Annotated in this window: 20 protein-coding genes; 6 read left to right on the top strand and 14 right to left on the bottom strand. The window is 61.0% G+C overall.

Translation table 11 applies throughout. The annotated features are described in order from the left end of the window. Positions 1 to 214 (bottom strand): phage tail protein I (locus ABS769_RS21090; RefSeq protein ID WP_350498276.1); only part of this gene is annotated, 214 nt, incomplete at its 3' end. Further along, entirely contained in the window at positions 207 to 1,097 is an 891-nt protein-coding gene (locus ABS769_RS21085) for a baseplate assembly protein (RefSeq protein WP_350498275.1), read from the bottom strand. The genes ABS769_RS21085 and ABS769_RS21090, both read right to left, overlap by 8 nt. A gap of 425 nt (positions 1,098 to 1,522) precedes the next feature. Here ABS769_RS21085 and xopJ point away from each other — a divergent pair, with 425 nt between their 5' ends. Continuing rightward, complete coding sequence (gene xopJ / locus ABS769_RS21080; protein WP_317063175.1) at positions 1,523 to 2,602, top strand: YopJ family type III secretion system effector XopJ; 1,080 nt, start codon at positions 1,523 to 1,525, stop codon at positions 2,600 to 2,602. A 7-nt stretch (positions 2,603 to 2,609) separates the two neighbouring features. Here the strand turns inward: xopJ and ABS769_RS21075 are convergent, their stop codons facing one another. The 11 genes from ABS769_RS21075 to ABS769_RS21025 all read right to left on the bottom strand — a co-directional run bounded on the left by ABS769_RS21075 (position 2,610) and on the right by ABS769_RS21025 (position 8,624). Next, positions 2,610 to 3,059, bottom strand: coding sequence for a phage virion morphogenesis protein (locus ABS769_RS21075; RefSeq protein ID WP_317063174.1), 450 nt, complete (start codon positions 3,057 to 3,059; stop codon positions 2,610 to 2,612). Further along, complete coding sequence (locus ABS769_RS21070; RefSeq protein WP_350498274.1) at positions 3,047 to 3,466, bottom strand: phage tail protein; 420 nt, start codon at positions 3,464 to 3,466, stop codon at positions 3,047 to 3,049. The genes ABS769_RS21075 and ABS769_RS21070 overlap by 13 nt, the downstream gene beginning before the upstream one ends. After that, the gene (locus ABS769_RS21065) at positions 3,463 to 3,951 is read right to left on the bottom strand and encodes a hypothetical protein (protein WP_317063172.1); all 489 of its coding nucleotides are present in this window, start codon (positions 3,949 to 3,951) and stop codon (positions 3,463 to 3,465) included. Before ABS769_RS21065 ends, ABS769_RS21070 begins: the two co-directional genes overlap by 4 nt. Further along, positions 3,951 to 4,589 carry a glycoside hydrolase family 19 protein gene (locus ABS769_RS21060; RefSeq protein WP_317063171.1) on the bottom strand — a complete coding sequence of 213 codons (639 nt, stop codon included), beginning with the start codon at positions 4,587 to 4,589 and terminating at the stop codon, positions 3,951 to 3,953. The genes ABS769_RS21065 and ABS769_RS21060 overlap by 1 nt, the downstream gene beginning before the upstream one ends. Further along, positions 4,589 to 4,864 (bottom strand): phage holin family protein, encoded by a 276-nt coding sequence (locus tag ABS769_RS21055; RefSeq protein ID WP_041182704.1) that lies wholly within the window; start codon positions 4,862 to 4,864, stop codon positions 4,589 to 4,591. Before ABS769_RS21055 ends, ABS769_RS21060 begins: the two co-directional genes overlap by 1 nt. Beyond that, positions 4,857 to 5,216 carry a phage holin family protein gene (locus tag ABS769_RS21050; protein WP_317063170.1) on the bottom strand — a complete coding sequence of 120 codons (360 nt, stop codon included), beginning with the start codon at positions 5,214 to 5,216 and terminating at the stop codon, positions 4,857 to 4,859. Before ABS769_RS21050 ends, ABS769_RS21055 begins: the two co-directional genes overlap by 8 nt. Positions 5,217 to 5,220: 4 nt before the next feature. Then, the gene (locus ABS769_RS21045) at positions 5,221 to 5,430 is read right to left on the bottom strand and encodes a tail protein X (RefSeq protein ID WP_005917735.1); all 210 of its coding nucleotides are present in this window, start codon (positions 5,428 to 5,430) and stop codon (positions 5,221 to 5,223) included. Beyond that, entirely contained in the window at positions 5,430 to 5,897 is a 468-nt protein-coding gene (locus ABS769_RS21040; RefSeq protein WP_350498273.1) for a head completion/stabilization protein, read from the bottom strand. The genes ABS769_RS21045 and ABS769_RS21040 overlap by 1 nt, the downstream gene beginning before the upstream one ends. A 98-nt stretch (positions 5,898 to 5,995) precedes the next feature. After that, the gene (gene gpM, locus ABS769_RS21035; RefSeq protein ID WP_317063168.1) at positions 5,996 to 6,715 is read right to left on the bottom strand and encodes a phage terminase small subunit; all 720 of its coding nucleotides are present in this window, start codon (positions 6,713 to 6,715) and stop codon (positions 5,996 to 5,998) included. A 3-nt stretch (positions 6,716 to 6,718) separates the two neighbouring features. After that, the gene (locus ABS769_RS21030) at positions 6,719 to 7,735 is read right to left on the bottom strand and encodes a phage major capsid protein, P2 family (RefSeq protein ID WP_317063167.1); all 1,017 of its coding nucleotides are present in this window, start codon (positions 7,733 to 7,735) and stop codon (positions 6,719 to 6,721) included. Positions 7,736 to 7,781: 46 nt separating this feature from the next. After that, positions 7,782 to 8,624, bottom strand: coding sequence for a GPO family capsid scaffolding protein (locus tag ABS769_RS21025; protein ID WP_317063166.1), 843 nt, complete (start codon positions 8,622 to 8,624; stop codon positions 7,782 to 7,784). A gap of 142 nt (positions 8,625 to 8,766) precedes the next feature. On the opposite strand from ABS769_RS21025, the gene ABS769_RS21020 reads away from it, so the two are divergent. The 5 genes from ABS769_RS21020 (at position 8,767) to ABS769_RS21000 (ending at position 13,629) form a co-directional block, all read left to right on the top strand. Continuing rightward, complete coding sequence (locus ABS769_RS21020) at positions 8,767 to 10,530, top strand: terminase ATPase subunit family protein (RefSeq protein ID WP_317063176.1); 1,764 nt, start codon at positions 8,767 to 8,769, stop codon at positions 10,528 to 10,530. Next, complete coding sequence (locus tag ABS769_RS21015) at positions 10,530 to 11,552, top strand: phage portal protein (RefSeq protein WP_317063165.1); 1,023 nt, start codon at positions 10,530 to 10,532, stop codon at positions 11,550 to 11,552. The genes ABS769_RS21020 and ABS769_RS21015 overlap by 1 nt, the downstream gene beginning before the upstream one ends. Then, positions 11,530 to 11,823, top strand: coding sequence for a Com family DNA-binding transcriptional regulator (locus ABS769_RS21010; RefSeq protein ID WP_350498272.1), 294 nt, complete (start codon positions 11,530 to 11,532; stop codon positions 11,821 to 11,823). Before ABS769_RS21015 ends, ABS769_RS21010 begins: the two co-directional genes overlap by 23 nt. After that, entirely contained in the window at positions 11,741 to 12,451 is a 711-nt protein-coding gene (locus ABS769_RS21005; protein WP_317063410.1) for a DNA-methyltransferase, read from the top strand. The genes ABS769_RS21010 and ABS769_RS21005 overlap by 83 nt, the downstream gene beginning before the upstream one ends. Positions 12,452 to 12,603: 152 nt before the next feature. After that, entirely contained in the window at positions 12,604 to 13,629 is a 1,026-nt protein-coding gene (locus ABS769_RS21000; protein WP_317063408.1) for a hypothetical protein, read from the top strand. A gap of 51 nt (positions 13,630 to 13,680) precedes the next feature. Here ABS769_RS21000 and ABS769_RS20995 read toward each other — a convergent pair. Further along, positions 13,681 to 14,195, bottom strand: a 515-nt coding sequence (locus ABS769_RS20995) for a hypothetical protein (RefSeq protein WP_317063406.1), incomplete at its 5' end; no start/stop codon positions are given.

The following is a 14,195-nucleotide window of genomic DNA, read 5'->3' as shown; positions in this document are numbered from 1 at the left end:
TGCGCAGGCGCGAGCGCTTGACCGCATCGCTCCAGTCGGCCTTCCAGTCGTCGACCGAGAGCGTCCACGCCAGCCATGGCAGATGGCCGGCCGGGCACGTGTCCGGGTTCCACAGATCGGGGTACGGCAGCGGGATCGCCTCCAGGCGCTCGGCGACGGCGGCCAGGGCGCGTTCCATCGGCGTGGCATTGGGCGGCAGCGGGGAATTACTCATCGATGCCGGCGTGCACGATGTCGATCGCTGTGCAGTAGGCGGCCTGCGTGCGGCTGATCCGGATGTCGGCTGCAGGCGAGTCCAGCTCAACGCGCTGCACGCCATCGGCGAACAGCTTGGCCTTGATGGCCGACTCGGGCACATCGCGGCCGATGCGGTGTGCCTCATCCAGATACGCCTGCAGGCTGCGCAGCGCCTCGCGCATGACCACCGCCGAGTCGGGGCCGGCGTAGGTGTAGACGCGTCCACGGATGGCGTAGGGAACGATTTGCGCGCTCTGCACGGCGACTTCGTCCGTCATCGGCCGCACGTCGTCATCGGTGAGCATGGCGGCCACTTGATCGAGCAGCGCCTGCGGTGCGGTGCCATCGCCGGTGCGCGATTGCACGGTGACCAGCACTTGCCCAGGTGCCGGGCTGGTGGCGCTGGCGTCCATGACATCGGCGGCCGCACTGAGTGCGTGATAGATGTAGGCGCCCTCGGGGCCGGCCACGCTGAAGCCTTCGGGCGCCAGCTGGATGCGGCGGCGGAAGTCCACGTCCGACTCAAAGCTCGGCGCGACGCCGGCATCGGGTTGACCGGGATCCAGCACCAGGCGAGCGACGCCGAACAAAGCACCCAGGTGATCGAGATTGGTGCCGGTGGCGAAGGCCAGCATGGTCTGCTGCGCCTTGTCGTTGGCGCGCTGGCGAATCAGCAACTCGCGGGCCGCGAACAGCTGTAGGAGTTTGTATACCGGGTCCGACTCTGTGAGAGCGGAGAACTCAGGCAGTAGGTTTTGGAATTGGGCAAGCGCTTCGGCGAATATCGTCTCGAAGTTCAGTACCTCGATCAGATCTGGGGCCTGAAGTTTAGACAGGTCGACTGCAGTGAAAGAAGCCATGATGGTACCGATAGGAAACTTTTGTAGATTTCCCTATCGATGCCTTTAGACCAACACAAATGTCCTGTAGAACGACGCGCTACAAGTTGTGCCGACGTATCAAGCCTTCTAGTCTTGGGCCGATCTGATGCAGGTTCATGCAATAATTATGTTTAACGGAATTCACAGCAAATAAATATTTTCAGAGCTATCTACATATCTGCCACACAATGGCATTTACTATATCTGGACTGATCTTGTCTGCACTCGAAGCATTCTTTAACTATAAATGAAAATACGATATGCCTAACTTAAAAATTTAAAATATTTTACTGAGGCCCATTGAAGGTTGACGCTTCGCTTATGTCAAACGGCTTTCGCTAGCAGCAATGCTTTCCACTTTTTGATCAGGCATGCTTTGTATTCGTTTATACGGATTTGATTCGATGAAAAGTATATTAAGATCTCTTGGTCTCAAGTCAAGCAGAAGCAGTGCTCCGGAGCCAAGCTATCAAGCTCCATCATCTTCTGAGAACTCTCCGCAATCAACGCCGGAGCGGTCATCACCTCCTAGGCCTGCGGAATTTTCAGGATTGGCAAGTCGTCCGCGTCGTAAAGCTGAGTTGCTGGCTAGCGAATTGCAGAATTCGAAATACTCTAGCGCCAATGATTCGAGCCTGCACCAATATGCTAGGAATACATTGAATAACCTGGCCAATGGGATTCAGCCAACTCCTAGCGACACTATTATTGACATCGACAATTTGCATGAGGTGGTTGCATCTTATCGCTACGAAGATTTAAACCTCCGCGCATTCGATTCTGTAGGCGATTTTATTGATTCCCTTGAGGCCGGACGTAGTTCGCAAGGGCGGCAGCGCGCTATCGTGCGCGATTATCCTAACGTTCACCACTTCGCCGTTGATGTCAAACACCATGAGGATGGGGCATCTACGTTGATTGTGCTTGAATCTGCATCAGCCGCTAACGAGAAGGCGTTGCCGGGATATACAAAGCTCGCATCCATGCTGCGGTCAAGGTTTGGCGGCAGTGCACGCATGGTAGTGATTGAGGCAGAGGCCCAAAAGTCGTTGAATGACTGTGTGATTTTTGCATTGGATTTCGCTTTGGCGGCGTATCAGAAGCGTAATAGCGTATTTGAGGGTTGGCATGATAATTTGGCACGCCACGGATCAATTGCTGACCAAGGCGAAAGACATAAGAAATATGGTCCGTTTGATTCCGGACTATTTCGTAATTACGGAGTCTTTCTGATTAAGGGGTGGGGAGTGCTTCCCCCTATATTTTACAAGCACTGTCAGTCTCGCGAAGTTCTTCAAGGCGTGGAGAAGAGACAGCCTGGAAGCTTGGATACAAATGTCAGTACGGGAGAAAATAGAGAGCAAGATGAATCGCTTTCTGAGCGGATGGATGCTTTTACAGATAGTCGTGGTTATCGGCCGAGAAATATTTCAATAGAAGCCTCTCGCGCCACGAAAATTCGCCATGCATTGAGTCGTAGCTAATAAGCCTTTACGAGGCTAAGCGATTAATTAGCATTTCACGAATACGTGCGTAGTCAGCCTTCGCCAGCCCTAGTAAGGTGCGTTTCTCATAGCTAACTCTAGGCCCGTCTGGCCGAATTTTCTCGGCCAGACCTTCTTGATGCACGCTCGCAAGACGCGAGACCCGCCCCACAAACCCCACGCTTACGGCATTTGGGCTGGCGCTGACCTTGAGGAACTTGGCCTGCCGCAGCTTGGCAAACATCTTTGCGCGTTTGACGCGCCCGGACTTCTGCCGCAGCTGCTGCTTGCGCGGTGCGTACTGGGTGCCATCGGGCGCCTGCTGCTTGCCGATGCGCTGGCTCTGCGACCTCCGTAGTTCCGTGCCGATCTTGCGGGCCAGCGTGCGGCGTTCGCCAGGCTGCAGGCGCGCCAGCAACGGCGCTGCCCAGTTCTCAAGCGCGGTCAGCTCATCCATGTCGTATCGATCACCGGCTCGGGCGCATGCGTCATGTCATAGCCGCCGCCATCTTTCGCCGTCACCACCACGCGTTCGGTCAGCGGCAACTTGATCGACAGATCCACAGCATCGTTGGCGAGGATGTCGGCCTCGAAGGCGATGTCGCCACGGCGCGCGGGGTTGGAGAGCAGCTCGGACTGATTCACCTGCACCCATTCCAGCAGCGGCAGCATCACGCTGTCCGGGTGACCGGCGTAGTCGGTCACGATCAGATTGAGCGTGTACTGGTACTCGAACGATAGCCCCGGCTGGAACGTGCTGACCAGGCTGCCGGCGTCGATAAACACCAGCAGCCGGTCGGCATCGCGGGCCAGATCAGGCAAGGCCGCGACCAGATGCGCGCGCAGGCTGGCGGGCTTGATCATGGTGCCGCTGCCGGCAGATGCAGATCGATCCAGTCCTGCAGCGCGCTCAGCTGCGCGGCGGTGGCGTGGCAGCTGGTGTAGTTGTTGGCGACGGTACCGGCAATGCCAGAGAGCGTAATGCCGGCGGCCGGCGCATCAGGATCTCCGGTGGGCGGCCCGGCAGGGTGGCCCGTGGCGGCGGCGTCGTGCAGCCGCACAAAGCCAGCAGGGATAGCGCAAGCAGCATCGGCTTTCTGGGTGACATAGATCGGGATCTCGCGGGTGATGGTGGCGCCGGCTTCGCGCACGATCTGCACGCGGTCGACGTATTGCGTGACGACGGTGGTAGAGCCTTTGGCGCTGTCGCGTTCTGCCTCGGCCTGGCGCTTGGCCTGCAGCGCGGCATCGCGATCTGTCTGCGCGGCACCGACGCGGCGCTCCTGCCACACGCAGCCACCGACGAGCAGTGCAATCAGCGCCAGCAGGATGATCACGCGCGTGACCATCAGTTCACTCCCAGGATCTGCAGGGCGCGCTGCGTGCGCGTGACGCGATCGCTATGGCCTTCGGGCAGGCGCTTGGCGCGCACATTGCCCAGGTTGATCTTGCGGCCCAGGCCGAGCACATCGCCCGCATCGGCCAGCACGTTGAGCCCGTTGTCGTGCCAGTACGCCGCCGCAGCCAATGCGCTTGGCTCAACCTGCAGCAGCAGATCCGGCTGCTCTTCCACCGGCAGATCGATCAGCACGCCGATACGGCGGTAGTTGCCCCGGAAGGTGTGCTGCATCGGACCACGGCCTCGGTGGCGATAGCCATCGCCGCTGGCCTCGTTACCGTTGCCCAGGCGGTCGGCGTAGACGAAGTTGGCCAGGCCCACCGGATTGCGCAGGAACTTGGGTGCTTGTGCCGGCGTGATGCGTGCGCCGAAGACTTCCAACAGTCGTGCGCTGGTGGTGTAGGTCAGCCCTTCTTCCATGCGCGACAGGCTCAGGCTTTCGTGGCCGACCTGGCCGAGCCAGTGCGCGGCGCGGCGCTTGGTGGTGATGCCGAAGCGGTTAGCGGCGGCGAGCAGTGGGCCGTGCCAGCGCTGTGCGCGTTGCGCGGAGCACTGCATGATCGAGGCAAGTTGGGTATCGGTGAACATCAATCGACCTTGAGGATGCGCGCCACATTGCCCTGGGCGCGGTAGGTGAGCACCGCCAGCACGATCAACGTGCCCAGGTGCCAGAGACTGACTTGCGAGCCGGCGCCGGCCAGCAGGATGTGCAGCGCCTGGCCGCCGGTGCTGGCGATCAGCAACCAGGCACACCAGCCGGCGCCGCGCCGATGGCGGGCATCGGCCGGCCGGTGGTAGGTGAGCAGACGGACGCAGATGGCGAGCGAGGCCATCAACGTCAGGACGGTGACCAGGCTATGCACTGGGCGGACCTCCACGACGTAGGAAAGAAAAATCGAACGACTTGCTCTTTTCGATCAGGCCGAGCGTGAACGTGATCGCGCACGCCGCGCTGCCGAAGGCGGCCACACCGCTGGACTTGATCAGCGGGATCCAGCGCAGGATCTCCGGCGCCAGCTGATAGCCGGCGATCACGCTCACCGGGAAATAGATCAGCCGCGCCAACAGCGGTTGCTTGGCGGCGGACACCACGAACAGCGCGCCGCCGGCGAAGGCGCCGATCAGTGCATCGCCGTCGATGCCAGGCAGCACGGAGGCAAGGCCCACACCGGTGGCGATCAAAAAGCCGCTCGATACGGAGGTGGGTTCGGTCATCAGGTCAGTCCCATAGCTGCACAAGCGGCGTCATTGCCGCTGTGGTGGTGGTTACCTCGGGCAACTCCACCGGCGTTCCGTGCGGCAGCACGGCGCCCAGCTCGGCTAGGCCGGGATTGAGGAGATAGGTGCGCTCGACCAGGCCGGCCGTGCTGCCCAGATGGCGCCAGCACAGCAGGTCGACGGTGTCGCCTTGCATGGCATGCACGCGCATCAGATGAGCTCTACCGTGCTGCGCGGTTTGTCCTGCAGATCGCGCACCGCCCAGCGCTGGTCGCGGCGCAACTCAGTGATGCTCGGCGACAAGTCATCGGCGCGCTGGTTGGCACTGTCGGTGGCATCGAAGCTGCGATAACGCTCAGCCACCTCGACAGCAGTGGCACAGGCAACGGCGCGCAGATACAGCTGCACGCGGCGCGAGACGCCATCGACGGTAGTGCTGGGCACATCGGCCAACGCCGCGTAGCCGGCCGCCTGTTGCGTATCGCCCCAGGTCTGCAGTTCATCGTTCACCGCCAGCATCGCGGCGACGATGGCGTGGCGCAGTCGCGCATCGGTGACGGTGCCATCCAGGCGCATGCTCGCGCGCACTTTCGCCGGTGCGATCGCCGGCCAGAACGGCGCATTGGCGATCGCATCAGGCGCGGCGCTGGTGGTGCCGGTGGCAGTGAATCCGCTCATGGATGGCTCGGAAGAGATCGCCGGTGGTCGGGGCGTCACCGCAGCGAAGGATTGCTGTGGATCAGCCCCGAGCCGGCGAGGGTTGCGGGGACGCTCGGTTATGCGTTGGTGCCCGCAGGCTCAACGCTGAACTTCTTCAAGAGGCGCTCAGCGCGCTCCAGATCCTTCTTGCCGCCGCAGGCGCCATGCAGTGCGATGGCGCGCTGCAGATCAGCCACAGCGGCGGCGGCGATGGGTTGCGCCTGGTCGGCAGGCGTCTCATCGGTGATGCCTGCCAGCGATGCGCGGGCCAGTGCCAGGTGCAGCTTGGCGCGCACCTCATCGGGCATGTCCTGCTCGGCAGTCAGCGCGGCGGTGTCGGCCAGCACGGCCGCATCGAAGGTCTGGCCGGTCTTCTGCGCAGACAGCGCCGCCTCGGCAATTTCCTCGGCCAGCACGCAGCCCACCGTGCGCGAGAAGCGGTCAGGCATCTGCAGGTTGTGCTTGAGCACATAGGCGCCCAGCTCCAGCGCGCCGGCATAGTCGCCGGCATCAATGCGCCACACCATGCACGTCATGACGATCTCGTCCTGCGCGCCTTGGCCGCCGGCCAGCACGCCGGCCAGATACGGCACGTAGGTCGGCAGCAGCTGCACCTTGAGCGCAGCCTTGCCTTGGGTGGACTGGATCTGCTTCAGCCGCAGGCGATCGCTGTGCAACTGCGCCATGTGCTGTTCGTAGGCCGTTGCGCCGGCCATCAGCTGGTGCGGAGCGCGCTGCGCCGCTTCCAGCTCGGCGAGCACGCGGCTGTGGTGACGCTTGGCGGGACTGTCGGCCATGGCTTAGGCCTCGATCTCGATGTGCTCGACCACACAGCCCAGGCCGTAGTCTTCGACCACGTAGGCATCGTTGGAAGACTCGTAGTTCTCGATGCGGTCGCGCGCGGGCACTTCCTGGATATAACGGCGACGGCCGCCGGTCTGGTAGTAGATCGACAGGTTTGCCAGCGATGTCACCATCAGCGCGCCGTCCGGCAGGTACGGCACCTCGGCTACCTGCAGGCCGCCGACGCGGCGCTGGCTCAAGATCAGGTCGGTGGCGATCTTCTCGCTGGCCGGCTGGTCCTTGTTGACCATCGGGAAATACTTGTCGTGCATCAGGTCGCGGCCGAGCACGACCACCAGGCTCGGATCCTTGCGGTGCCACGGATCCAGCAGGTTGCTCACCACATCGAACACCAGCGCGTCGAGGTTGCGGTAGTCCGCACCATCGCCGGCGCCGATGACCATCTTGCCGGCCGTCTTGCCGCTCGCCAGCACGCGCTGGGCAGCGTTGGTGCGGTATTGCTGCAGCCAGCCGATGTTGACGTCTTCCAGCAGCGGGAATGCGGCGCGGTCGGTGTCGGCAGCGGCGTGTGTGCCGTTGAAGCCGATCTGCAGACGGTCCAGCGCCTGACGCTTGACGATGGCATCGCGCAAGCGCGCCTGGAAGTCCGGAAACTTGGCCCAGGCATCGAGCAGCGCATACGGAATGGCCGTATCGAAGTCGGTCTTCTTGGCGACGTAGTCGTTCTTGTCGAGCGCGGCCACGTTGCGCGGGGTGCGGGTCTTGCCGGCGCCGGTATCGGTGCGGCTGGCGATGCTGCCAGTGACGCCGATGCCCACTTTTTGGCCGGACAACTCGTCCACCGGGATGATGTTGATCTTGGACAGGAACTCGCTGGATTCCTGCATGCGCGTTTCCAGCTTCTGCTGCACGGTCGGCTCGACGGTGAAGGAGTGAAACGCATTGCTGACGCCGTTGATCTTGGCGATCTGCTCGGCAAATTGGTTGAACTGCAGGCGGGTGGCGTTTTGCATGGTGGCTCCGAAGGGTGTGGCGCTGCGGCGTGTGTGTGGTGTGGGATCAGCAGTCGGTCAGCACGGCCGCGCCGCTGCCGGTGACCACCGGGCGTGCGGCCTGCGTGGGGTCGGCCTGCTGCGACAGCGACTCGCGCAGCTGCGCCAGGTCGTTCGCCAGCTGCTCTTGCTTGTTCTGCTGCGCGGCGTGTTCGGCCTGCAGGCGGTTGAAGCGCTCGTCCTGACCGCGCACGTGCTCGGCGATCTCTTCGATGCCCTCGCCGAGGTCTGCGAACTGCGCGGCGGTGATGCTGGTGGCGTCTTCGCTCTTGAGTGCGGTGCGGATCCGGTTGAGCAGGCCGGCGACGGGGCCTTCGCTGACCTCGCTAAATTCCAGCGCGGTTTCCTCGGCGACGGTGAACAGGTTGCCCGGCGACTGCTTGCGATCGGCCAGCGGATTGGCGTCGGGGTGTTGGCTGGCGAAGCTGAGCATGGAGGTGCCCAGGCTGGCCGGCGAATCGGTCACAGCCAGGCCGACCAGATACGCCTTGCCGGTGTTGGCGAACTTCTCCTGCACCTCGATGCTGGTGTAGAGCTTCTGCTTGGACTTGTTGATGGTGATCAGGTCGGCGGTCGGCTCGATCTGTGCGAACAGCGCCAGGCGCTTGGTGCCATCGATCTCGACCTCTTCGGCCTTCACTGCAGTGACATCGCCATACGCACGGAACGGCGAGTCCGGCAGCAGGCTGCGCATGTGCTCGATCCAGATGCGGGCGTTGTAGGTCTCGCGGTTGTAGGTCGCGGCCATGTCATCGATCCAGCTGCGTTGGATCGTGCGGCCATCGGTGGTGGCGCCTTCGACGGCCACGCGGAACCAGTTGGAGCGGAACTTCTTGGCCTTGGCCGACATGGGTGTCCTTTGCGCTGGGTACGTTTGCGATGACCCATGGTCAAACGCGACGCACAACGCAGCAACGCAATCACCGTGTAAACAAGGTGATTACGCGTCGTTGAACTGTCGGGATTAAGAGGTGGGCTGCACCCTGGTCGGCATGCAAAGCGTTGCCACCCAGCTCCCGATGGACACCCGCAGACAGGCCAAGTTCCTGTACTGGATGGGATGGCGCGTGACCGAAATTGCGCAGGCCATCGGCGAGAACGAGAAGACTGTACACAGCTGGAAGTCGCGTGACGAGTGGGATCGCGCAGACAACGTTGAGCGCATCGGCGGTGCGCTCGAAGCGCGCCTGGTCGTGCTGATCATGAAGCCGGAAAAGTCCGGCGGCGACTTCAAAGAAATCGATCTGCTGCATCGGCAGCTGGAGCGCCAGGCGCGCATCCAGCGTTACCAGGGCGGCGGCAACGAAGCTGATCTGAATCCGGCTGTTGCGAACCGCAACGCCGCCCCGAAGAAGAAGCCCAAGCGCAACGACTTCACTGAGGAACAGGTCGAGCAGCTGACCACCGCGTTCATCGACGGCTGCTTCGACTATCAGCGCGATTGGTACCGGGCCAGCAACGAGCGCACCCGCATCATCCTCAAATCGCGCCAGATCGGTGCAACGTTTTACTTCGCCCGCGAAGCGCTGATCGATGCGCTCACCACCGGGCGCAATCAGATCTTCCTCAGTGCGTCCAAGGCGCAGGCGCATCTGTTTCGCGGCTATATGCAGCAGTTTGTGCGCGAGACGATCGACGAGACGCTCTCCGGCGGCGACAGCATCGTGTTCCCCAACGGCGCCGAGCTGTTCTTCCTCGGCACAAATGCGCGCACAGCGCAGGGCTACCACGGCAATTTCTATTTCGACGAGTTCTTCTGGACCTACGGGTTCAACGAATTGAACAAAGTCGCCAGCGGCATGGCGATGCACAAGAAATGGCGCAAGACCTACTTCAGCACGCCATCGAGCATGGCCCATGAGGCCTACACGTTCTGGACCGGTGAGCGCCGTAACAAGGGCAAGCCGGCCGCGCAGCGGATCCAGATCGATGTCTCGCACGATGCGTTGGCCGGCGGGCGCCGCTGCCAGGACCGCGCTTGGCGGCAGATCGTCAACATCCTCGACGCCCAGCGCCGTGGCTGCGACCTGTTCGACATCGACGAGCTGCGCGAGGAATACAGCCCGGACGCGTTCGCCAACCTGTTGATGTGCGAGTTCGTCGACGACGGCGCCAGCATCTTCCCGCTGGCGATGCTGCAACCGTGCATGGTCGACAGCTGGGTCGAATGGGGCCAGGACTACAAACCGTTCGCCGCGCGGCCCTACGGCGATCGCGCGGTGTGGATCGGCTACGACCCGGCCGAAACCGGCGACACCGCCGGCCTGGTCGTGCTGGCGCCACCGCAGCAGCCCGGCGGCAAGTTCCGGCTGCTGGAGCGGATCCAATTCCGGGGCATGGACTTTGCCAAGCAGGCCGCTGAAATCGAGCGCATCACGCGCCGCTACTGGGTGACCTACATCGGCATCGACACTACCGGCATGGGCAGCGGCGTGGCGCAGCTGGTGAAGCAGTTCTTCCCGAATCTGGTCACCTTCAGCTACTCGCCCGAGGTCAAAACACGCCTGGTGCTCAAGGCGTTCGACGTGATCCACAACGGCCGGCTGGAGTTCGACGCCGGCTGGACCGACGTGGCGCAATCGTTGATGGCCATCCGCAAGACCATGACGGCCAGCGGCCGCCAGTCCACCTTCACCGCCGGCCGCTCGGAAGAGACCGGCCACGCGGACCTGGCGTGGGCACTGTTCCACGCGCTGCAGAACGAACCGCTGGAAGGGCGCACCGCGCGCAACTCCGGCTTCATGGAGATCTCTTGATGTTGACCGACCAGCTGCCCGCCACCGCGCCTGCAGCGCCAGCAGTGCCCGCACGTACCGAGGCGTTCACCTTTGGTGACCCGACGCCGGTGCTCGACGGGCGCGGGGTGCTGGACTATCTGGAGTGCTGGCAGAACGGGCGTTGGTACGAGCCGCCGGTGGCGCTGGATGGCCTGTCCAAGACCACGCGCAGCAATCCGTTTCTGCAGTCCGGGCTGATCTTCAAGCGCAACATGCTGGCGCGCACGTTCAAGCCGCACCGGCTGTTGACGCGCGAGGCCTTCGAGCAGCTGTCGCTGGACTGGATCACGCTGGGCAATGGCTACCTTGAACGCCGTCGCAACCGGTTGGGCGGTGCACTGTCACTGGCTGCGCCGCTGTCCAAATACATGCGGCGCGGCGTCACCGAGGGCGAGTATTTCCAGGTGCGCACTTGGCACGACGAGCACGTGTTCGAGCCCGGCAGCGTGTTCCAGCTGCGCGAGGCCGATGTCGATCAGGAGCTCTACGGCCTGCCCGAATGGATGCCGGCGATGCAGTCCGCGCTGCTCAACGAGTCGGCCACGCTGTTCCGGCGCAAGTATTACAACAACGGCTCGCATGCCGGTTTCATCCTGTACCTGACCGACCCGCAGCAGAGCCAGGAGGATGTCGACGCGTTGCGCAACGCCATGAAGGGCGCCAAGGGGCCGGGCAACTTCCGCAATCTGTTCCTGTACTCGCCGGGCGGCAACAAGGACGGCTTGAAGCTGATCCCGGTCAGCGAGGTGGCGGCCAAGGACGAGTTCAGCGGCATCAAGGGCATCACCCGCGACGACATGCTGGCCGCGCTGCGGATACCACCGCAGCTGATGGGCATCGTGCCGCAGAACGCCGGCGGCTTCGGCTCGATCCGTGAAGCCGCTGCCGTGTGGGCCGCCAACGAGCTCGAACCGCTGCAGGCGCGCATGTTGAAGATCAACGACTGGGTGGGCGATGAGGTGATCGCCTTCGCCCCCTATGCGCCGCCAGCGGCCGCGTAATCCTTTCCCACTGCAAGACCACGCAATGCTCAAGAACCTCCGTTGTGGCGAATGCGCCCGCCTGCTGTGCAAGGCCGGCGCCTTCGATGAAATCCAGATCAAGTGCCCGCGCTGCGGCACGCTCAATCACCTGAAGGCCGAGAGCCTCATCACCGATCGCCGCGAGCGAATCCAAGAAGGCTCTCACCATGAAAAACCAGCTCCTGCAGGGCGACGCCCTGACCATCCTGCCCACGCTCGAGGCGAATTCGTTCGACGCACTGATCACTGATCCGCCTTACGCGAGTGGCGGTCTCACTGCTGTGGCACGGGCCAAGCCGCCATCGCAGAAGTACGTCCAGGGTGGCGGCGCGCAACTGCACGCCGACTTCGTTGGCGACGAGCGCGACCAACGCTCACACCTGAAGTGGATGCATCTGTGGTTGTCCGAGTGCGCGCGCGTGCTCAAGGACGGCGCACCGGTGCTGCTGTTCACCGACTGGCGGCAGCTGCCGCTGACCACCGACGCGCTGCAGATCGCAGGCTTCACCTGGCGCGGCATTACTGTCTGGGATAAGACCGAAGGCGTGCGGCCGCAGCTGGGTCGCTTCCGCAACCAGGCCGAATACATCGTGTGGGGCAGCAAGGGCAACATGCCGCTTGATCGCCGTGCGCCCATACTGCCCGGCGTCATCCGTGAGTCGGTGCGCAAGGCCGATAAGCATCACCTGACCGGCAAGCCCACAGAGTTGATGCGGCAATTGGTGCGGATCTGCGAAGTGGGTGGTCGGATCCTTGACCCGTTCGCTGGCAGCGGCACGACGTTGGTGGCTGCGCACTTAGAGGGTTTCGAGGGAGTGGGAATTGAGATGACCGACCAGTACGTCGCCGTCATGCGTGAGCGCCTAACGCAAGTGTAACCACCACCGCATGGATCCACAGCGAGCCGCTCAGCAAGGCGGCTTAGCTGAAAAATTTGTCGAGTTCGCTTTACCTTTGAAGATGGTGGGTATTTGATTTTTTAGCAAAATTTACACACCATCCTTGGGCCACCGGCAAAGGAGAAATTTAAGTGAGCTTCGAAATAAGCGAGTTGAAACGTAGTAAAAGTTACGCCATGCAAGAAGTTCACTTTTCAGGCGGACTTCGCGGACATCTTACTGAGCAGGGCTGGAGTCTTCTTCCCATACCTTCTGATGACGAACCTGCTGCGCTTGTATTTCGTGATGCTGTAGCTCACAAGCAATTTGCCGAACAGTGTGGTGCATACTTCCTCGGGATGTGCGCCAAGTATCGAAATAGCCCAGATGATGAACGCAATTTAATGGAAGTATGGGAATACGGCTCGCGAGATAGCGCAAGTCAGCTTTCAGCTGCTGATTCATGGGCTGCAATATCTTTCCGGGCTGGTGAGGTTAAAGATAAGGAATACTCAGCTTCAGCCCAGTTTATATCTAGGCACTTAAGAGCTTCTAGTGCAAGACTGAAAGACATCTCCGATGGTTATCACGAGCAATTGAGATGGGCGCTTGAAGATAACGTGAAGGTTGGTGAGTGGTTTTCCAATGCGCCTCTATTAAATATACATTCAAACTTTCATTCGTTGGCTACAGAGCTTTGTTCTGCTCGCGATCACTTGGCAAGAGTAGCCGCAATTCATGTGGGAGCCGGGGACAATATTGACAACCTGGCGCGCTTAGAAGGATGGCTAAAGAAGTCAAGCAATTTAGAATCGAGAAAAAATCCACTAGTTTCTTTACTATTGACTGAGCTTGGCACTGAAAGCAGTCCTGGTTGGTTACGTCAATTGGGGTTGATGAGAAATAAAATGATACATAAAATTCCAATGGGTGGGGGTGGTGAATATTCGTCACTCACTTTGGATGAGGTTAATACGATATATGGTCCGATAAAAACAATTCGGCTCGGTCAGTCGCCCAGTAGCCCTGGTGACGTAAATGGCAAGGATGATCCATTGATTGAGATTGGTGCTATTTGTATGAAATTAGAGAATTTGTGTAGGGCCTCTTGGAAGCTTGCCAAATATCCAGCTAAGCCCTTAACTCTTTTCAATTCTGAGAAAAAGTCAGGGCAGTGATTTGATTGAATCGCGCATTTTGGGTCTTGAGAATTTTGTTGGCTTGGCCGTTTAGCGCGTTTGGGATTGGCGCAAAGCGATCACTCGGTATTGGCTACTCTCACCATAGCGCGGCCCCTTCTTCTCGAAGACCGCGCATAGTCTGTCCTTGCCGCAGGGAACGAGGTCAGCGTCGGCCAACAGTTTTAGATAGGCAATTTCAGACCGGCGCTGTGCGGCTTCTGCAATAACTGCTTTGGTACTGTACAGCGCGTAGCCTGCGACGATCACGCTTATAACACCCGATACCAGCATGGCAATTGATGCGATCCACATGCGTCGGGTGGCGGTTGTTTCAAGGGAGTGCTGTGCCTGTGCATAGCGCTTGGTGGCCTGCTGAAGCGTCTGCTCAGCGTGGTCCATCTTCTTGTTGAATCGCTCTGCCGACGGCTCCAGCGTCTGCGTCAATGCCTGGTTGCTCAATTGCGTCAGCCGGGGAAGCGCGTTCTCCACCACCCGGTTGACGCGTTGATCGGCGCTGTTGACTGCGGCCTGCAGAAGCTGCATTTGATGACGTACGAGATCCT

Origin of the sequence: Xanthomonas hortorum (assembly GCF_040279205.1) — a bacterium.
GTDB classification, from domain to species: Bacteria; Pseudomonadota; Gammaproteobacteria; order Xanthomonadales; family Xanthomonadaceae; genus Xanthomonas; species Xanthomonas hortorum_F.
Note: the sequence above shows the minus strand (reverse complement) of the source record. Positions and strands in the feature narration are given on the sequence as shown.